Consider the following 18,780-nt stretch of genomic DNA (forward strand, 5'->3'; position numbering starts at 1 on the left):
GACCTGTACGACTCTGTCCTGGCCGGCCGCCGCCGAAGGCCGGTGTCGCGCGTACCTGCCCCAGCACGCCTCGACGGCCGTCCACTGACCGCGCGGGAACCCGCGCTCATCTCGATCTGTCGCTGGCCCACGACCTGGCGGATTCGAGTGTGTCGACACGACCACGCGGCCCGGAGCACGGTTACGGGCGGCCGATGTCCCGCCATTGTCTTCGGCCCGGACGGCGCGCCCGGGCCACTGCATAGTCTGCGGCGTCGGCGTCACATCGATCCTCCCCATGCTCGAAGCTGTCTCCTCGGCACCGTGCATCCTGCTCTACGGCAGGCGCTCCGCTTCGATCGGCCTGTGAGTGCGCGATTCGGTCCTCCGGGGCGGGTGCACAGTCCCGATACCGGACGCGGGCACACTACGCACATGCAGCTCCCCACCGAAGCCGTAGCCACCGCTGTGTTGCTGGGGCCACAAGGATCCGGAGGCCACAAGGATCTCCGGACTCCCGACAAAGCGCGGAGCCCCGTATCCCGGTAGGGCAGGCGCCCACTGGATCGGGAGCGAGGCGGCCGGCGTCCTGGCCTTGATCAAGGGTTTACCCGGCGGCGAGCAGCACCGCTGCGGCTTCTCGCCGGGCTGGAGCATCCGGGCGTACACGGACACTCTCGACCTGGCGCTGTTCCAGGGGGCGTTCTGCTTCAGCTGCCACGAAGTCCGCATGCATGGAACCGCCGTGCCACCCGCACTGGCCACGCAGTTCTTCGACGCTGGTGCCCCGCAGGCGCGCACCCTCCTGGCCCTCTCGCGCGAGGCAGCGCCGTAGCCGGTCGGCCCCAGTCACTCAACAGGTCGCTCATCCAGTTCAGAGACGAGAACGTGCTGATCGTCGTACGGTCCTGATCCCCGCGTTGTTCGCCAGGACGTGGGCATGCCCGAACGCAACAGGTGAACGAAGAAGGCCGAGCCCGTCAACCAGCAATGCCCGGTACGCGAGACGCCGTTGTCCCGCGCGGCAGTCGCATACTGGGCGAGTGACACCTGACGCGACACACAAGGAAGCCGCCGCACAGGACGGTGGCGAAGCCGGAATCAAGATCATCGGGCGGGCTGTCGCGGTGCTCCGCGCCCTCGCCGCGGGAGGGACTGAGCCTCTCCCAGCTCGCTGAACGCACCGGGCTCCCACACTCGACGATTCACCGGCTGGTCTCCGCCCTGGAGGTCGAGGGCGTGCCGGGCTCAGCCTCTGCTACGGGTCGCGTCCGCATCGGTCCCGAATTGGTGCGATTGGCCGAGGCCGGCCGACCGGAGATTCGTGCCCTGCTCCGGCCGGCGATGGAGCACCTTGCCCAGACCCTGGAGGAAACCGTCGACCTCGCGGTCCTGGAATCCGGCCGACTGAGAATCACCGATTCGATACAGGGGCAGCACACATTGCGTGCCGTACCGGTGGTGGGAAGCAGCTTGCCGCTGCACTGCACCGCCAACGGCAAAGCCGTCCTCGCGAAGTTGAGCGATGCCGAGATCGCGCGCCTGCTCCCGGCACGACTGACTCGGCTCACCCCCTCCACGATCACGCGACGACGGGCCGCCCTTGTGGAGGAACTCACGCAGGTTCGGCGGACAGGCATGGCCTTCGATCTGGAGGAGAGCACTCCCGGCGTGTGTGCCATCGCCATCGCCGTCCAGGACACCTACGGCACACTGGCGGCGCTCTCCGTGCCGATTCCCGCCATTCGCTTTCGTGGCCGCGAGCAAGACATCGTCGCCGCACTCAACACGGCACGGGAGCAGGTCTCGTCGGTGCAGTCCGACACGCTGCCCGAATCCGACACATACGACGCACCGCCTCCCTCATGACGGCGAACAGCGCCTACCGACCCAGCAGTCACCAACCGTCACAGCGATCCGCGCCTGGGTGAACTCGCAGGCTCCCGCGGCTCGCCGAGGTCGAGCGACCGCACATTCGACGACGCGGGTGCGTGGGCGTCCGGGCGGCCCGGGTGGTCCAGGGCCATGGAAAGCCAACAGCCAGACAGTTTCGGCGGAGGCATGACCGAGCAGCGCACCGTCGCCACCTCCGCCGCATTTGACCGATAGCGCCGAGGTCCAAGCCCAGGGCCGAGACCGAGACCGAGCCACAGGTCAGCGCAGAACTGATCAGCTCTGATTCGGCCCTGTCGACAGTTTGGTCGGCGAGCTCAGCCAGGTTCGTCGCCCCACTTAAGCAGTGATGCAGCCAGGTGCAGCGGTAAGCCACTTCACCCGGGGACCGGTCCCCGGGTGAAGTGGCCTTTTGACGATCAGCAAGTGGCGTGCGGTGGGGTCACTGCCAGCGGTTCGCCGACGGAGCAGACAACCGGGTGACCGGACCTGACCGTCGCCGGCACATCTCCGCGCATATCGGTGACAACAATCAACGCGCCCTCGGCAGGCCCGCGTCGTCCGGCCCGCTGGTCCCGCCCAGCAGCACGTCGTACGCCAGCGGCCCGTCGCCCACCTCCAAGGTGGCGGCCCGCGGTTGATGGCCGTCGGCCGCCGCGGTCAGGATGTACGAGCCGGAGCCCGGCGTCGGCATCGAGTACCGGCCGTCGGACCGGGTGACGGTCCGGCCGAGCTGACGCCCGGTCAGGGAGGTCAGTGTCAGCGTGGCGCCGTCGACGCCCGTGCCCTCCGCGTCGCGCACCTGGCCCGCGATGGACGGCCCGCCCGTCGCGGGAACCGGGTCAGCGCTCCCGGTGGAGGCGTACGCGGCCTGCGGCTCGGCCTCCGTCGGCTTCCGCAGGGCACCGGTGCCCACCAGCACCGGCTGCCGCTCCGGCTGCGGCTCGTTGGACGGAGCCTGGGTGTTCTCGCTCTGGTGCTGGTCCTGTGTGCGTAGGCGCTCGCCCTCGACGTCCACATTGGGCAGGGCGCGGTCCAGCCACTTGGGGAGCCACCAGGCGCTCTTCCCGAGCAGTGCGAGGACTGCCGGGACGATGGCCATGCGGACGATGAACGCGTCGAAGCAGACCGCGGCCGCCAGCCCGACGCCCATCATTTTGATCATGGACGAGCTGGAGCTGATGAAGCCGGCGAAGACGCACATCATGATGATCGCGGCGGCCGTGACCACGCGTGCGCTGTGCTTGAAGCCGTTCACCACCGCCTGCTTCGGCTCCTCGCCGTGGACGTAGGCCTCGCGCATCCGGGTCACGAGGAACACCTCGTAGTCCATCGCCAGGCCGAAGACCACGCCGATCATGAAGATCGGCACCATCGACATGATCGGGCCGGTTTCCTCGACACCGAGCAGACCGGCCAGCCAGCCCCACTGGAAGACCGCGACCACGGCGCCCAGCGCCGCCAGCACCGACAACAGGAAGCCGAGGGCAGCCTTCAGCGGGACGAGGATCGAGCGGAAGACCAGCATCAGAAGCAGGAAGGCAAGGCCGACCACCAGCGCCAGGTAGGGGACCAGCGCGTCGGTCAGCTTCTGCGAGAAGTCGATGTTCATCGCAGTCGTGCCGGAGACCAGCACCCGGGCGTCCGTGTCGGCCTCGATGCCGTCGGCCTTGTCACGGATGGCGTGCACCAGGTCCTCGGTCTGCGTCGAGGACGGCTTGGAGTCCGGTATGACGGTGATCGTCGCCGTGTCGCCGGCCTTGTTGAACTGCGCGGGACTGATCGTCGCGACGTCCTTCAGGCCCTTGATCTCGTCGGTCACCGTGGTGGCGGCCGCCTTCGGGTCGCTGCTGTCCTTCGTGTCGACGACGATCATCAGCGGGCCGTTGAAGCCGGGGCCGAAGCCTTCCGAGAGGAGGTCGTAGGCCTTTCGCTGCGTCGTGGACTCCGCCTTCGTGCTGTCGTCGCCCAGCCCGAGCTGCAGCTGGGTCACCGGAACGGCCATGACCCCCAGGGCGACCACGCCCAGCACCAGGACGGCGGCAGGACGGCGGACGACGAAGCTTCCCCATCGGGTACCCATGTTGGGCTTGCCCTCGGTGTTCTCCTGCGCCTTCCTGCCGGCAAACCGCTTGCTCTTCTTGCCCGCCGGCTGGATCTTCCGGCCCACGTAGCCGATCATCGCGGGCATCATCGTGAGGGCAATCAGCACCGCGAGCACGACCGTGCACGCCGCCGCGATACCCATCTTGGTCAGCACCGGGACGTCGACGACCGAGAGGCCGACGAGTGCGATCACGACCGTCAGCCCGGCGAAGACCACCGCCGAGCCCGCCGTGCCCGTGGCCCGTCCGGCCGCGTCCTCGCGTTCGCGGCCCTCGGCCAGTTCGTCCCGGTAGCGGGAGAGGATGAACAGGGCGTAGTCGATGCCGACGGCGAGGCCGAGCATCATGGCCAGGATGGAGGTCGTGTCCCCGAGGTCGAGCGCGTTGGCGAGGGTCGTGATGCCCGCGACGCCGATACCCACCCCGATGAGGGCGGTCAGCAGCGGCAGCCCGGCCGCGACGAGCGAGCCCAGCGTGACGACGAGGACGACCGCGGCGACTGCGACACCGATGACCTCTCCGATACCCGACTCTGGCGACTCGTCGAGCACGTCACCGCCGATCTCGACGGTCACCCCGGAGTCCCGGGACTCCTCCACCGTCTTCTCCAGGAAGTCCTTGGTGGAGTCCTCCAGTTCCTTGGCCGGGGCGATGTACTTCACCTGCGCGTAGGCGATCGTCCCGTCCTTGCTCACCGCGTTCCGCTGCGTGAACGGGTCGGTGACGGAATCGACCTCGGGCCCCTTGCTGAGTTCCTTGACGGTCTGCTCGACGAGGGCCTTGTTGTCGGTGTCCGTCATCTTCTCGCCCGCGGGAGCCTTGAAGACGACGTTGGCGCTCCCTCCGTCGGCGCTCGAGCCAGGCGAACGCTGCGCCAGCAGGTCGTAGGCCTTCTGGGACTCGATGCCGGGGATCGAGAAGGACGATGAGCCTGCGGCGGGCGCGTTGAAGGCCGCGACGCAGGCGGCGGCCAGGAGGGCCGCCCAGAACAAGGCGATGTAGTGCCGTCGCCGGAAGGCGAATCGGCCGAGTTTGTACAGGAAGGTAGCCACGGGACGTGCTCCCGGTCAGTCGTGGATGGTTCAGGGCAGAGGGCAGGCCCGACGACGGTGGGGACCCTCCCATGCCCTAGAGGCAAGGGTGAGGTTGTGCCAGGTACGGCTGGAGAGCGGCTTACTGCTGGGGACTGGAAGGAGGGGAGAGTCCGACGCCGAGGGCGGGGAAAAGCACGGCGTCGGCATACTCAGCCAGGAACGCCCGCGTCGGCGGGCGATCGTCGATCAGAATGCGGGCGAAGAAGCCGCCGATGAGCATGTGCGGCACGTAATCCAACGCAGGGTTGTCCGTACGGATCTCGCCTCGGGCGACGGCACGCTGCAACACCCGGTTGAATTCGGCCCGTTCCGGTTCGATGAGCAGTTCCCGGAACGCCCGCCCGAGGTCAGGGTTGTGGTGTATCTCCATGATCAGGCCGCGCATCAGCGCGGAGTTCCGTTCCATGGCGGAGTCGTCCTCGATGGACAGCGCAGCCAGGAAGTCTCCCCGCAGCGATCCGGTGTCGACGCCCCTGACGCTGGCGGGCTTCTTGTGACGCATCGCCTTGACGATCAGCTCGGCCTTGCCGCCCCACTGGCGGTAGAGCGTCACCTTGCTGGAGCGGGTGCGTGCGGCCACGGCGTTCATGGTCAGCGAGCCGTAGCCGACCTCGCGAAGCAGATCGAGCACAGCCGCGTACAGCTCGGCCTCGCGCTCGGGCGTGATCCGACCGCGACTCGACGTTGCAACCTCGACCACCACACCCCCTCGTGAACGAAACGGTTTCGTACGGATCGCCGCCCAGTCGTGACCATACCGCCAATACGAATGAAAACGAAACAGTTTCGTACGTTAGAACCCGCGGCCAGGCTTACGCGAGCCATGGCGCCCGTCCCGACCGACCGCGAGGCCAAGGCTTCTTCGACGTCCAGGACCTGCGGCCCATCTGCGGCGCCACACCCGAGACACTCAACGGCACGCTCTACCGGGCTCGAGACCACGGGGCCGCCTGGCGGAGGGTGCGTCGGTGTTGGGACCGGCGTGCACAGCCGCGTCGGGCAGGTTGGGCGCCTGGAAGCCGAGGCCGTCGCGATCACGCTCGCCGAGGTCGCTCGCAGCGGAGATCCGGTTGACCGGAGTTCGCATCCACACCTCGGCAACACACTTCGCGGATTCACCTCACTCGCACTCAACGGGGAACGACGTAAATACACATAGTCGCCAGATCGGCTCCGGCCCTTGCGCCTGCCGGTGGGGATGATCAGGTCGGGCTGGATCTGCTCGACCGACTCACCGTTCGAACAGTGGCGCAGCACGGTGTGCAGCATGTCGTCGGTGACGACCGGCGGCCGGCCGCCGTGCTTGCCCTTGCGGGCCGCGGTGTCGAGCTCCTCCGGCGTCGCCTCCCGGGCTTTCTCCCGCTCGGTCTCCGCCATCGCCGCGAAGAACGCGAACAGCAGCTTCCCCGGCCCTGTGGGGTCATAGATGCCAGGCACCGGGGCGGCCGTGGATGCCGGGGACTCAGGAGCCGCGTACGGCGGCGTCGAGATCAGCGGCGTCCGACCAACTGCCGTGGGTTGTCAGGGGAACTCGGTGGTTGAGCTTGATCCGGGCGATGGGCGCGGCTGTGAAGTCCTGGGCCTCCTGAACGATGACCTCACTGCGGTCAGTGGTGGGGTCCCACCAAGTCGACAGCAGCCAGCCGTCGTCCTCGGCCGTGGCTCCGGGTCGGGGCACGAACTCAGGTTCGCTGGGGGAGGTCAGCACACCGTCGGCTGTCTGCATCGACGTCTCGCCCGTGAGGTAGTCGTGCTTGGCCAGGCCGTCGATGAACCAGTCGCCGGTTCCCCGGGTCGTCGCGTAGTAGCCGTATCGGTGGCGCTGGCCGGTCCGCTGATCGTTGATCCGGGGGAACTCACCGAGGATGTCGTTGACCTGGCTGTCCGTCGTCTTCCCGGTGGCGAGGTCGAGTTCCCAGCGCCAGGGGGTGGCGACAATGTTCTTGAACCACCAGTTCCAGTCGCCGCCCGGCGGCGGCGACTCGAGCTCCTTCCAGGTGGGGCCGAAACGGGGCGTGCGGTGCCCGTCGACGACGATCTTGGAGCCGTCCTGGTAGGCGTTGAGGAAGTGGGTCTCCGTAAAGGCGTCGGGCGCCTCGACCCACGTCACCTCGCCTGTCCTGCGATGCAGGACAGCCCAGCGGCACGTGTCCAGTGTTTCCGGCTCCCAAACCGTGGACGGGACACCCTTGAGATAGTGCTCGAAGCGGACCATCGCCGGATTCACCAGGAAGATCGCGTAGTCGGTGGTGACGACATAGTCATGGGTGAAGGTGGGGACGCCCAGGTCGACCGTGTGAAGGTCGAGGACCTGCCCGTGGCGGTCGGCCCGGAACCAGGTGACAGCACCCCCCCTGTTGCCGAAGGTGAGGATGTCACCGTTGGCCGGATCGATCTTGTGGTGGGCCGTCAGGGGGGGTCCGCTGAACCCACCGTGGAAGTCGTAGCGCTGACTGACCGTCTCCAACGTGTCCGGCCGAAGCTCGTGCGGAACGTCAGCCTCGCAGAAGACCAGCAGGCGGTTGTCGAAGAGGGTCACGTGCGTGTTGGCGAGGTTTTTCGGAAAGGTATCGGGCGGCAGAGGGAATTCACTGGGGTTCATGAACCCGCCGTGGAGGGACCGACCCTCCTGCCTCTCCCGCTGTAGGCCGACGGTCTCCACGTAGCGGTTGCGGTAGCTCGCCCTGCCGTCGCGCAGGAAGAGGGCGTGGACCATGCCGTCACCCTCGAACCAGTGGTAGCGGCTCGGATCCTTAGGCCGGTACATAGGGTTCGCACCCACCCGGAACAGCGCACCGCTCAGCTCGTCCGGGAGCCGGCCATCGATCTCCAGATCGAATGCCTCACCCTCTTCTCGCCAAGGTGCGTAAGGCCCGTTGAGAAACATGTTGCTGGGGTCCCACATGGACACCCCTCCTTGTCATGAACGACGCGATCCTGAATGTCAGAACATCATTCCTACATTTGGGACTGATAGTGACCGTATAGCCGGTAGCTCGAAATGGTCAATCCCTGCGCAGCCGCAAGGCTCGAGGTGGAGTGAGTAATTTCTGAGTGATTCCCGAGTAATTCCTGTGAGTGTGAATCGAGTAGCCGCGCCTATTGTCAGGTGCCGCTTTCCGGGCCTACCGTCCCTCTCGGCAGGGCCATCGTCCCGATCTGTGGATTCCCTATGACTGATGCCACTGTCGGCGCCGCCTCCGCACCCCCGGCAAGACCTTGTCGTGACCCACTCCGTTCGCCGGCCTGCGGGTATCCGTGGGTGCCGTAGAAGTGGATCTCAACAAGTGCGTCCTGAGTAGGCCCTAGGACGGAACCGGTATGAGACCGGCCCGAAGTCGGCCTTGAAGGCCGGGTCCAGAACCAGCTTCAGCGCGGCCTGGACGACCCGGTCGGCGATCACGGGAATCCCCAGCCGCCGAACCTTTCCCGACCCACCCGGTTTGGGAATCTTGCGCTCCCGCACAGGTAACGGCCGGAACGAGCCCTGCTTGAGCTCTGCCCGTAGGCCGTCCAGCACTACAGCAGCAGATCTTGTGACGGCCATCGCTACGGGCCGGGCGGCAGCCGCCAATCGGATTGCCGCATGCCGCTACGCGGCGGCCCGGCGGCCGCTGAACGGCGTTTTGGGAAAGAGTCCGGCCTTGGCGTGGCCGGAGATCTCGTCTCCGTCGACCTTGGCGGTGAACGTGACTTTCATGGCCACCGGCTTGGCCGCGTCGACCTTCCACGCCGCCTCGTCGCCGTTTACCGTGCCGTCCTGGATCTCGGTGCTCTCGCCCATGGACGACTGTGTTCCGGTCAACGTTTGACCGTCAGACCGCAGTTCCAGCTGCAGCACCTGGGTTCCCATCGGGGTCTTCATGGTAATTTCCCAGCTTCCATTGACGCTCATTGTCCGGCAACCTTTCTCAATCTTCACTGGATGACGCGAACGAAGGTTCGCAAATGAGCACTCAGATTCGCGGCTTGCCGTGGCTGGTGTTCGAAGCCGCCCGGTTCAGTCGGCATGCACACTCAGCTCTGGCGAAGCGCGGTTTCGTTCGGTGGCCCTCCGCGGATGGTGTGCAGGACCTTGGTGTTGGTGGTTGACCCAGGACGCACCGCAATCCAGTCGGGTGGCGAGCGCCGCGGCCCGTTCCGGATCCGCGCTCCACACCGCACACCGAGCCGTTCAGTCCGAAGCGGGTGTCATCGGCCCGCGCGAGCGCGTCCTCGACATCGCCGTACGCCATGACCGGCAGTACCGGCCCGAACTACTCCTCAGCGACGACCCGCATCCACCGTGGCTGCTGCAGGTGGGTCCCATCCGTGTCGCTGCGGCCCGGACCGTCCCTGGGCCCTCGCATGAGCTGGAGCAGGCCGCAGTGGCCGAAGGGAACTACGTCAAGCTCCACAGGGAAGGCCTCGTCGGCGTTCCGGTCAGACCGTGAGCAGCCCGACCTGGACCCTTACTTATTTTCCGTACAACAGGACTACCGTCTCACAAGAGAGGACAGTAACGCTCCTGCGGTAGCGAGGTCAACAAGCCGCCAGCAGCTCAACCGCCACCCCCGGGACCAGGACCGAGCAGGCGGCCCGCTCGAAGTGGGTCCGCGGACGACAGCCCGCCGATCACTTCGCGTCCACCTCGGCCTGGAACCGGGCGAGGATCCCCGCCCAGGCGCCGTCCCGCTACCGGCGTCGGAACAGGTGATAGACCCGGTCCCACGGCCCATAACGTTCGGGCCATAACGTTCGGGCGCGGCCCGCCAGGGAGCACCGGTCCGGGTTCGCCACCGTATGCCGTCCATCAGCCGCCGCCGCGTCTACACCTGCGGCCACCCCGGCTTGATGCCCGTCGGCAGCAGCGGCTCAAGCCGGGCCCACTGGTCGTTCGTCGGATCCCCACGCCCCACCGTCGACAGTTGACGTCCAGCTCGGCATCCACCTATCGTCCTGTAAAACAAAACTATAATCCTGAAAAAGGAGACACGCCATGGCGATTACTGGTCTCGGCCACACCGGTTTCTGGGTTCACGACCTCGACGCGATGCGCGACTTCTACACGCGGGTCCTCGGCCTGACCGTGACCGACGAGGACGAGGAGCTGGGCATCGTCTTCCTCTCCTCCTGCCCTGAGGAGGAGCACCACGAGTTCGTCCTGCAGCGCGGACGGACCGCCCACGACGGCGCCAAGCTCACGCATCAGGTGTCCTGGCGGGTGGACTCTCTGGAGTCGGTCATCGAGTTCCACCACCGGTTCCGCGCCGAGGGCATCGAGGTGCAGCAGGAAGTCACCCACGGCAACGCGATCGGTATCTACTTCTTCGACCCCGAGGGCAACCGCAACGAGGTGTATCTGCGGGTGGAGCGCGACGTGCGACAGCCGTTCCGCAAGACCCTCAACCTCGACCAGGAGCCCGCCGACGTCATGGCCGACGTGGAGCGGCTGCTGACCGGGGGCGGTCCCGCCTATCAGCCGGTCCAGTAGCCCACCGCGCCCTCACACGCCGCCGACCACTGGAGTCCCACCCATGAGCAACCCCCAGCCACCGCATCCGGAACCGCGGCGAAGATTCGCTTCGGCAGCCCCGGTGCAAGCCGACGTACTCGTGGTCGGCGCCGGTCCGACGGGGCTCACGGCCGCCCATTTGCTCGGCTCACTCGGCATACGCGTCCTGGTCGTCGAGCGCAATCCGACAACGAGCGACGACGCCAAGGCGATCAGTCTGGACGACGAGTCGCTGCGCACGCTGCAGTCGGCCGGCATCGACCGGGCGGTCTACCCGATCATCGTGCCCGGCACGGGAACGAAGTACTTCGACGTCGGTGGCCGACCCCTCGTGCACGCCCGCGGCCTCGGCGACCAGCGGTTCGGGCACCCGTTCAAGAACCCCTTCGCCCAACCCGACCTGGAGCGGGTACTGGTCGAGGAGTTGCGCCACCGCCCCGATGTCGAAACCCGTTTCCACACACGGCTGTTCTCGCTGGAACAGCACTCCGACCGGGTACGGGTCGGAATCGGGCCGAGCGATGGCACGGAACCGGTCGAGCACTTCGACGTCTCGTACGTCCTCGGATGCGACGGCGGACGCAGCACCGTCCGGGAACTGCTGTCCATCCCCATGCAGGGGCGCAGCTTTCCCGACGTGTGGTTGGTCGCCGACACAGTGGGGGATCCCCACGACCAGCGCTACGGCATGCACATGGGAGACCCCAGCCGCCCCACGGTCATCGTTCCGGGGCGCGACGGCCGGTGCCGCTACGAGTTCCTCCTGCATCCCGGGGAGGGCCTGCCCGGCGACCCTCCACCGTTCGAACTGGTACGCCAGCTGTTGCGGCCGTATCGCGAGATCACCCCGGACCAGGTCGAGCGCTCCGTGTCGTACACGTTCCACGCACTGCTGGCCGACCGCCTGCGCGACGGACGCTGCTTTCTTCTGGGCGACGCCGCCCACATGATGCCGCCCTTCGCGGGCCAGGGACTCAACTCCGGCGTGCGAGACGCGGCCAACCTCTGCTGGAAGCTCGCCGACGTCCTGGCCGGACGGGCGGGAGACACCCTCCTCGACACCTACGACACCGAACGCCGCCCACACGCCCAGGCCGTCATCGACCTCTCGGTCCGGCTCGGCCGCATCGTCATGACGACCAGCCGCAGCCGCGCGCAGCTGCGCGACCTGCTGGTGCGCATCGCCATGCACACCCCGCAGGGGCGCCGGTACCTCACCGAGATGCGCTACCGGCCGAACACCCGCGTTCGTTCGGGCGCCATCGTCCCCTTCGACGGCAAAAAAGGGTCACCGGTGGGCACGTTTCTTCCGCAGCCACGCGTCCTGCACGGTCCGCAGCTCCAGGTGACCCGGCTCGACAATGTGCTCGGCCGTGGCTGGAGTCTGCTGGGCGTAGGCCTCACCGACGCCGACTGGAACACTGCCGCACACGCCGGTCTGCCCGCAGGCAAGCGGGTGTCGGTCGTCCTCGACGACCGCTACCCCCGCGACCGCCCGGGGCGCACCGCTGTAGCCGACGCCGACGGCCGACTCCAGGCGCTGTTCGGCGGGCTCACGGGACACTTCCTGCTGGTGCGCCCTGACCGGCTGATCGCGGCCGTGTTCCCAGCCGACCAGTCAGAGCGTGTCTCGCACAGCCTGCGTCGTTTCGCGCCCGCTCCAGAGCCCGATGTCTCCCTTGCCGCCTCAGACGGTCCGGCGGAGATCAGTCACGAGGTCGTCCGACCGCGGCCCGCACCGACCGCACACCCCGTCACCAAGAGCGTTTCCAAGACCCAAGGAGGGCCCCGATGAGGCTCAGCACCGTCCGGCTGCACGACGAGCGCGGCACAGTCGCTGCCCGCCAGGAAGGGGACGAGCTCGTTCTGCTGCCCTATTCCGACGTCGGCGAACTGCTGTCGAGCGGCGACGACTGGCCTGAACGCGCGGCCGCCGAGGACGGCGACCGCATCTCCCTGTCGACCGCGTCCCTCGCTCCCGTCGTCCCTCACCCGAACAAGATCGTGTGTCTGGGCCTCAACTACGCCACGCACATCAAGGAGATGGACCGCGCGACCCCAGCCCATCCGACACTGTTCGCCAAGTACGACGGCTCTCTGATCGGACCCTACGACGACGTGCACATTCCGCCGGTCAGCGACGACCTGGACTGGGAGGCCGAGCTCGGTGTGGTGATCGGACACCGCGCACGTCACGTGTCGCCGGACCAGGCGCTGGCGCAAGTCGCGGGCTACACCGTCCTCAACGACGTCACCGTCCGGGACTGGCAGCATCGCACCCGTGAGTTCCTGTCCGGCAAGACCTTCGAGGCCACCACCCCTGTGGGACCCTCGCTCGTCACACCGGACGAACTGCCGCGCGGTGCGTCCGGGCTGACGATCAGCTGCCTCGTGGACGGCACCACGATGCAGAAGTCCAACACGGCGGACCTGCTCTTCGACGTCGCCGCGATCATCGCGTACGTCAGCACCATCATCACGCTGCTGCCGGGCGACCTGATCGCCACGGGTACGCCGGGAGGCGTGGGTGCCGGCCGCGATCCCAAGGTCTTTCTCCGGCCGGGGCAGGAACTCGTCACGGTCGTCGAGGGGATCGGCGAACTGCGCAATACAGTGGTCAAGGACCGATGGTGACGCCTGGTGCCCATGAGGCCCCGACACCCGTTACGATGTCTCGCATGTCAGGAACAGCGTCCACCAGCTATCGCGAGCGTAACTCCACGGCCGACCGGGCCCTGGACATCCTGCTCATGTTCACCGACACCCACCTCGTCGTCTCCGGCACCGCTGTGGCCGAGCGACTCGGCGTGGCTCGCTCGACCGCGTACCGGTACCTCCAGAGCCTCGTGAGCAGCCGCTTCCTCGAGGAGGCGCCGGGTGGAGGCTTCCGGCTGGGACTGCGCGTCATGGAGATCGCACGGCTGGCACGCCGCAGCTACGGCCTGTCCGAAGTCGCCCTCCCGGCGATGACGACGCTCGCCGAGGACGTGCGGGAGACGGTCCTGCTCACCAGGCGGACCGGAGAGCTGGTCGTGTGCGTCGATCGGGCCGAAGTAGGGACGGGCGCCGTGCGCATCTCCTACGAGAGGGGCAGCGCTCTCCCCCTCAACGCGGGTGCGGCGGCACTCGTCCTGCTGGCCTGGATCCCCGACGAGGAAGCCCGACGACTTCTTGAATCAGCAGACCTGCGCCGTTTCACTCCCGCTACCCTCACGGACGTCGACACTCTCATGCAGCGACTGGCCCACATCCGGCGCGCCGGCTACTCGGTCACTCGTGGCGAACTCGACGCCGACGTGATGGGTGTCGCCGCTCCCGTCCGCGACGAGCAGCAGCAGGTGGTGGCAGCGGTGAGCATCGCGGCCTTGGCCTCTCGTGTGTTCCCCGAGGCGGAGGCGGAGCTGGCCCGGAAGGTTCAGGAGACGGCACGGGAGATCAGCGAGCGACTGACTGCCATCGGGGGCTGACACCCGGGCGGTGCCGAACGAGACGTACGGACGCTGCGGTGGTTCGGGCTCGAGCGAAGGAACCAACGGGGGTCTTTCCCTCGTTGGCGATGCACACCTTCCCAGGCGTGGCGGCCTCCTGCCTTCGCTGAAGGAAGTGTCCCGCCCATGGCGGATACCGGGGCCGCCGGCAGCGGTCCCGGTATCCGGCGGTTGCCTCCGGGCCGAGGCGTCGACCGTGGCCACGCCGCCGGAGAGTCCCCGTCCAGGCCGCAGTCGCAGGCCACCATCCCATGGCGCCGGGCACCCTGTCGTCCCTGGCAGGCGTTGAAGAAGTGCGTCGGGGCGAAGCCGTCGGACGCCTCGATCCACTGGACCACGCCGGTGTGGCAGTTGAGCACCACGCGGTGGGGAGCCCGAAGCGTGGGCCCAATGCGTCGTCGCCCATGGGCATCCCAGGGCCGTCCGCCCTCGATCTGTGGATCAGCGGGTGAGACTGGCCCCTGACTCACCTTCATCATCATGCAATTCGCCATATTTCATGCAAATACAGTGCTTGCTGCAAGCTTGCCGCGTTCCGGCGCCCCTCCAGAGCCGACACTGCAAGCACCCTGGGGGTGCCGGCACGACGACCCGTCGCCGCCGCCTTCGACATACCGCTTGACATTCAACAGCAATGTCCTGTTAATCAAGATGCGAGTCCTACCCAACGGGACATCCCAATATTCCCGAGCGGGCCGAAGCCGGGTTCCGACCGAGTGACCAGCGCCGCCTGGCGCGATGCCTCCGGGACCGAGGGGCGGCGCAGACGGTGCGCCTTCCTGTGTCACCTACGCAGAACGGAACACCATGACCCTTCTCGATGCAGCCGACTGGCAGGAGCGGATCTTCTCGGGCGGATGGGTCAAGGGCTCGGGTGAGCCGTACGACTCCACCGAGCCGGCGACCGGAAAGACGCTGGGCCGCGTCGGCGCAGCCTCTCCCGCCGATCTGGACCGGGCCGTGGCGCACGGGCAGCAGGCCCAACACGCATGGGCGGCGGTCCCGTACCTGGAGCGTGCGCAGGTGCTGCGGCGCGCCGCGGCCCTGTTCGAGAAGCACCAGGCGGAGATTGCGGAGTGGATCGTGCGCGAGTCGGGCGCCCCGCGGCTGTTCGCGGACACCCAGGCGACTGATGGTGGGGCCGAGGAGTGCTACGAGGCCGCCGCACTCGCTGCGGCTCCCTTCGGTGAAGTGCTCCGGTCAGCCCAGGACCGTCTGTCGTTGTCGCGGCGGCGCCCGGTGGGCGTGGTCGGTGTCATCTCCCCGTTCAACGCGCCGATGTTGCTGGCCATGCGTGCGGTGGCCCCGGCACTGGCCCTGGGCAACGCGGTCGTCCTCAAGCCCGATCCGCGCACCGCGATCTGCGGCGGTGTCACCATCGCGCGGGTCTTCGAGGAGGCAGGGCTTCCCGAGGGCGTCCTGCATGTCCTGCCCGGTGGCGCCGCAGTCGGCGCGGCGCTGGTGGAGCACCCGCGCGTGCCCGTCATCGCCTTCACCGGGTCCACCCGGGCGGGGAAGGCCATCGCGGCGGCAGCCGCGCAGCGGCTCAAGCGGGTCCACCTGGAGCTGGGCGGCAACTCGGCCCTGGTCCTCCTGGACGACGCCGACCTCGACAAGGCCGTGTCCGCGGGCGCTTTCGGCTCCTTCTTCAACGCCGGGCAGGTCTGCATGGCCGCCGGCCGTCATCTCGTGCACTCGTCGATCGCCGAGGAGTACACAGCCCGTCTCGCCGAGCACGCCGACGCCACACCCGTGGGTGATCCGATGACCGGCACGGTCCTCATGGGCCCCATGATCGACGAGGGTCAGCTGCGGGCCGTCCATGCCGTGGTCTCCGACAGTGTCACCACGGGAGCACGGCTCGTTGCCGGTGGTACCCATGAAGGCCTGTTCTACCGGCCCACCGTCCTGGCCGACGTCCCGCTCACCGCCCGCGCCTACGCGGAGGAGATCTTCGGCCCTGTCGCGCCCGTGGTGACCTTCCAGGATCTCGACGAGGCCGCCCGGCTGGCCTCCGACAGCGAGTACGGGCTCTCGCTCGGCATCCTGACCCGCGATGTGGCCAAGGGCCTGGCGCTGGCCGACCGCATCCCGACCGGCCTTGTGCACATCAACGACCAGACCGTGAACGACGAGTCGACCATCCCGTTCGGCGGCGTCGGCGACTCCGGCAACGGCTCCCGCCACGGAGGCGCCGCCGCCAACCTCGAGGCATTCACCGAGCAGCAGTGGGTCACCGTCCGCCAGGAGATCCCCTGCTACCCGTTCTGACCATGGCCTCCCAGACAAGGCGGCCCGACCAGGGCCACCCCCGCTCCCGCAGACCGACTCTCCCACCCGCACCTGGAGCACTCCGATGACCTCAGTCACCTCCGGCCCGGGCCTGGTCCCACCCGACCCGATGACGATCGCGCCGCGTGCCGTGCTCCGGCCGCAGGCCCCGCGGCTCGCACCGGACGCGGCTGGCTGGGCGCACCACAACAAGTTCCTCGACGGCCCCTTCACCCCCTGGACGGAGGAGACCGAGGCCTACGACTTGGAGGTGGACGGGGAGATCCCGGCCGACCTCGCAGGGGCTCTGTTCCGGGTCTCGTCCAACCCCCGTTTCCAGCCTCGCGATCCCGGCCGCTATCACTGGTGGGAGGGCGACGGCATGGTGTGCGGAATCTATCTGCGCGAGGGCCGGGCCGCGTTCCGCACCCGCTGGGTGATGACCGATTCCATGAAGTTCGAGGTCGAGCAGGGCAAGGCCGTCTACAGCGGATTCGCCAACGGCGGCACCCCCGGTCCGCTCCCCCAGGGCGCTCCACCCGCGAAGAACGTGGCGAACACCAACGTCGGTGTCTTCGGTGACCACCTGCTCGTCTACTACGAGGGCGGTCTGCCGTACGCGATGCACCCCGAGACCCTGGAGACGTACGGCACCCACGATTTCCACGGTGGCATCGACGTCCTGTGCACCGCGCACTACAAAATCGACCCTGACAGCGGCGACATGCTCTTCTTCGCCGCGACCGGGCCGGTCATCACCTGGTACCGGGCGGACGTGAAGACCGGGCACGTCGTGGAAAGCCACAGCATCGACATCAAAGTGCCCGTGCTGATGCACGACTTCGCCGTCAGCGACCATTACGCGATCTTCTTCGTCACCCCGGCCCAGTTCCGGCTGGACCACATCATGCAGGGAAAGCCGGGAGTCGTCTGGGACGAGGCATCGCTCCCGCACGGCGTACAGATCGTGCTCATGGACCGCCGCACCCACACCGCCACCTGGCACGAGGTGGGCGGCCACTGGGCCAACACCCACTTCTACAACGCCTACGAGCGCAATGGCCAGGTCATCGTCGACGGGCACCGCATCACCCGCCTGGGCACTCCGGCCGACCGCGTCGACACCCCCGTCACCTCCCACTCCTGGTTCCCGCCGTCCCTGCCCCACCGCTGGCGCGTCGACCTGGCCACCGGCTCGGCGACGGAGGAGATGACCAGCGGTGTCGCCGGTGAGTTCCCGCGGATCAACGACGCGTACACCGGCCGGGAGCACCGCTACGGCTACTTCGTCACCACGCGCGCGCTGGCCGAGGACACCATGAGCGACGGCCTGGCCAAGCACGACTTCCTGAGCGACGCCACGACCGTGATCGAGGGTCCCGAGGCGTTGACCAGCCCTGGTGAACCCGTCTTTGTGCCCCGCCAGAACGCCACCTCGGAGGACGATGGTTACCTGCTGACCCTGTGGTGGAACCGCCTCACCGGGTTGTCCGAGTTGCTCGTCCACGACGCCGCCGACCTGCGCCGTACTCCTCTGGCAAGGGTCAAGCTCCCGAGCCGCGTTCCCTTCGGCTTCCATGGCAACTGGGCCGATCACGCGACCCTGGACCGTGCCGTCTCGGCCTCGCGCAGCGACGTCGGCTGAGACGAACGGCACGGCCGTGTGACGCTCTGGACAATCAGTGTGAAGGAGAGTTGCACGCCCGGCGTCACGTGAAATCGAACCGTCCGCCGCGCGCCGTGATCCACACCGTGCTGGGGGCACTCGCCGACTGAACGTGGGCGCGGAGCGTGTGGGGCCGACGGCACGCTCCCAGACCTGAGCGACGAGCCGGCCGCGCAGGTCCTCCGGGGCTCGACATGCCGCGGGCGATCACCTCCCTCCCTGAGCCAGGTCCGCGCCATTTGCTCCGTGCCACATTTCTCATGGGCCCGGAATCGCTCGTGCGACGCCGTCCAGGAAAGGACTCTCCATGCGTTCCGAGACTGCCCGTCACGACCGCATACGTGCCTCGCCGCCTTCTTTACGTGTACGGCGACCATCCGCTGGTCCTGAGTTCCTCCACCCCTGACGGGAACTTCTCGACAGCAAGCTGTGAATTCGCCCGGAGTTCGCAGAGCCCTCGCTGATGAATCCCGCCGCGGCTGGTGCCCAGTGGTACTCGGATACCACTCCGACGCCAAAGATTCCCCCGTGGTCCCAGGGTTCGGCTCTGGCGCACTCGTAGCTTCGAACGCAGACACCGCGAGGGTCCACGACCGAGTTCGAGAAGGGAAGGGTCCACACCATGATCGAGGTACGTGAGCTGACGAAGCGGTACGGCGACACCTGGCCCCACAGCGAGGCGGTCATGCCTGGCCGGCCGGCAAACCCCCGGATCAGGCGAAGTCCGCCCACGGACCCGGAAGATGATCACTCATAGCGTGGAATCCGCCATCGAGTGCTCCCTCATCGT

The 18,780-nt window shown here is 67.7% G+C and carries 14 protein-coding genes and 1 pseudogene; 10 read left to right on the top strand and 5 right to left on the bottom strand.

The window, feature by feature from the left end:
• Positions 1–574 precede the first annotated feature (574 nt).
• The 3 genes and pseudogenes from OG787_RS00110 (at position 575) to OG787_RS00120 (ending at position 1,848) form a co-directional block, all read left to right on the top strand.
• Positions 575–814, top strand: a complete 240-nt coding sequence (locus OG787_RS00110; protein WP_405533866.1) for a hypothetical protein — start codon at positions 575–577, stop codon at positions 812–814.
• A gap of 251 nt (positions 815–1,065) precedes the next feature.
• Positions 1,066–1,206 (top strand): annotated as a pseudogene (locus tag OG787_RS00115) (helix-turn-helix domain-containing protein); the annotation flags it as partial.
• Between the two features lie 69 nt (positions 1,207–1,275).
• Positions 1,276–1,848 (top strand): IclR family transcriptional regulator, encoded by a 573-nt coding sequence (locus OG787_RS00120; RefSeq protein WP_405540372.1) that lies wholly within the window; start codon positions 1,276–1,278, stop codon positions 1,846–1,848.
• 556 nt (positions 1,849–2,404) lie between these two features.
• On the opposite strand, the gene OG787_RS00125 is transcribed toward OG787_RS00120, so the two are convergent.
• The 5 genes from OG787_RS00125 to OG787_RS00145 all read right to left on the bottom strand — a co-directional run bounded on the left by OG787_RS00125 (position 2,405) and on the right by OG787_RS00145 (position 9,306).
• Positions 2,405–5,029 (bottom strand): MMPL family transporter, encoded by a 2,625-nt coding sequence (locus tag OG787_RS00125; protein ID WP_405533867.1) that lies wholly within the window; start codon positions 5,027–5,029, stop codon positions 2,405–2,407.
• A 121-nt stretch (positions 5,030–5,150) separates the two neighbouring features.
• Positions 5,151–5,771: a TetR/AcrR family transcriptional regulator gene (locus OG787_RS00130; RefSeq protein WP_405533868.1), complete on the bottom strand. Its 621-nt coding sequence runs from the start codon at positions 5,769–5,771 to the stop codon at positions 5,151–5,153.
• Between the two features lie 762 nt (positions 5,772–6,533).
• Positions 6,534–7,976, bottom strand: a complete 1,443-nt coding sequence (locus OG787_RS00135; protein ID WP_405533869.1) for a carotenoid oxygenase family protein — start codon at positions 7,974–7,976, stop codon at positions 6,534–6,536.
• A 687-nt stretch (positions 7,977–8,663) separates the two neighbouring features.
• Positions 8,664–8,966: a hypothetical protein gene (locus tag OG787_RS00140; RefSeq protein WP_405533870.1), complete on the bottom strand. Its 303-nt coding sequence runs from the start codon at positions 8,964–8,966 to the stop codon at positions 8,664–8,666.
• A gap of 61 nt (positions 8,967–9,027) precedes the next feature.
• The gene (locus OG787_RS00145; RefSeq protein ID WP_405533871.1) at positions 9,028–9,306 is read right to left on the bottom strand and encodes a hypothetical protein; all 279 of its coding nucleotides are present in this window, start codon (positions 9,304–9,306) and stop codon (positions 9,028–9,030) included.
• On the opposite strand from OG787_RS00145, the gene OG787_RS00150 reads away from it, so the two are divergent.
• The 7 genes from OG787_RS00150 to OG787_RS00180 all read left to right on the top strand — a co-directional run bounded on the left by OG787_RS00150 (position 9,190) and on the right by OG787_RS00180 (position 17,969).
• On the top strand, positions 9,190–9,504 hold the full coding sequence (locus OG787_RS00150; RefSeq protein ID WP_405540815.1) for a hypothetical protein: 315 nt from the start codon (positions 9,190–9,192) through the stop codon (positions 9,502–9,504). The two genes, OG787_RS00145 and OG787_RS00150, sit on opposite strands and share 117 nt — an antisense overlap.
• A 545-nt stretch (positions 9,505–10,049) precedes the next feature.
• Complete coding sequence (locus OG787_RS00155; RefSeq protein WP_405533872.1) at positions 10,050–10,544, top strand: VOC family protein; 495 nt, start codon at positions 10,050–10,052, stop codon at positions 10,542–10,544.
• A gap of 43 nt (positions 10,545–10,587) precedes the next feature.
• Complete coding sequence (locus OG787_RS00160) at positions 10,588–12,360, top strand: bifunctional 3-(3-hydroxy-phenyl)propionate/3-hydroxycinnamic acid hydroxylase (RefSeq protein ID WP_405533873.1); 1,773 nt, start codon at positions 10,588–10,590, stop codon at positions 12,358–12,360.
• On the top strand, positions 12,357–13,199 hold the full coding sequence (locus OG787_RS00165; RefSeq protein ID WP_405533874.1) for a fumarylacetoacetate hydrolase family protein: 843 nt from the start codon (positions 12,357–12,359) through the stop codon (positions 13,197–13,199). The genes OG787_RS00160 and OG787_RS00165 overlap by 4 nt, the downstream gene beginning before the upstream one ends.
• Positions 13,200–13,243: 44 nt before the next feature.
• Positions 13,244–14,032 (top strand): IclR family transcriptional regulator, encoded by a 789-nt coding sequence (locus tag OG787_RS00170; RefSeq protein ID WP_405533875.1) that lies wholly within the window; start codon positions 13,244–13,246, stop codon positions 14,030–14,032.
• Positions 14,033–14,860: 828 nt separating this feature from the next.
• Positions 14,861–16,324, top strand: a complete 1,464-nt coding sequence (locus OG787_RS00175; RefSeq protein ID WP_405533876.1) for an aldehyde dehydrogenase family protein — start codon at positions 14,861–14,863, stop codon at positions 16,322–16,324.
• An 85-nt stretch (positions 16,325–16,409) separates the two neighbouring features.
• A complete protein-coding gene (locus OG787_RS00180) occupies positions 16,410–17,969 on the top strand; it encodes a carotenoid oxygenase family protein (protein WP_405533877.1) in 1,560 nt (519 codons plus the stop codon).
• Positions 17,970–18,780: the final 811 nt, after the last annotated feature.

The organism is Streptomyces sp. NBC_00075, from assembly GCF_045041225.1.
GTDB lineage: Bacteria > Actinomycetota > Actinomycetes > Streptomycetales > Streptomycetaceae > Streptomyces > Streptomyces adonidis.

What these genes read in the sequence shown, in the direction of transcription:
- OG787_RS00170 (WP_405533875.1), top strand. Translation starts at nt 13,244, where the DNA reads ATGTCAGGAACAGCGTCCACCAGCTATCGCGAGCGTAACTCCACGGCC.
- OG787_RS00175 (WP_405533876.1), top strand. Translation starts at nt 14,861, where the DNA reads ATGACCCTTCTCGATGCAGCCGACTGGCAGGAGCGGATCTTCTCGGGC.
- OG787_RS00145 (WP_405533871.1), bottom strand. Translation starts at nt 9,306, where the DNA reads ATGGCGTACGGCGATGTCGAGGACGCGCTCGCGCGGGCCGATGACACC.
- OG787_RS00135 (WP_405533869.1), bottom strand. Translation starts at nt 7,976, where the DNA reads ATGTGGGACCCCAGCAACATGTTTCTCAACGGGCCTTACGCACCTTGG.
- OG787_RS00155 (WP_405533872.1), top strand. Translation starts at nt 10,050, where the DNA reads ATGGCGATTACTGGTCTCGGCCACACCGGTTTCTGGGTTCACGACCTC.
- OG787_RS00180 (WP_405533877.1), top strand. Translation starts at nt 16,410, where the DNA reads ATGACCTCAGTCACCTCCGGCCCGGGCCTGGTCCCACCCGACCCGATG.
- OG787_RS00165 (WP_405533874.1), top strand. Translation starts at nt 12,357, where the DNA reads ATGAGGCTCAGCACCGTCCGGCTGCACGACGAGCGCGGCACAGTCGCT.
- OG787_RS00160 (WP_405533873.1), top strand. Translation starts at nt 10,588, where the DNA reads ATGAGCAACCCCCAGCCACCGCATCCGGAACCGCGGCGAAGATTCGCT.
- OG787_RS00140 (WP_405533870.1), bottom strand. Translation starts at nt 8,966, where the DNA reads ATGAGCGTCAATGGAAGCTGGGAAATTACCATGAAGACCCCGATGGGA.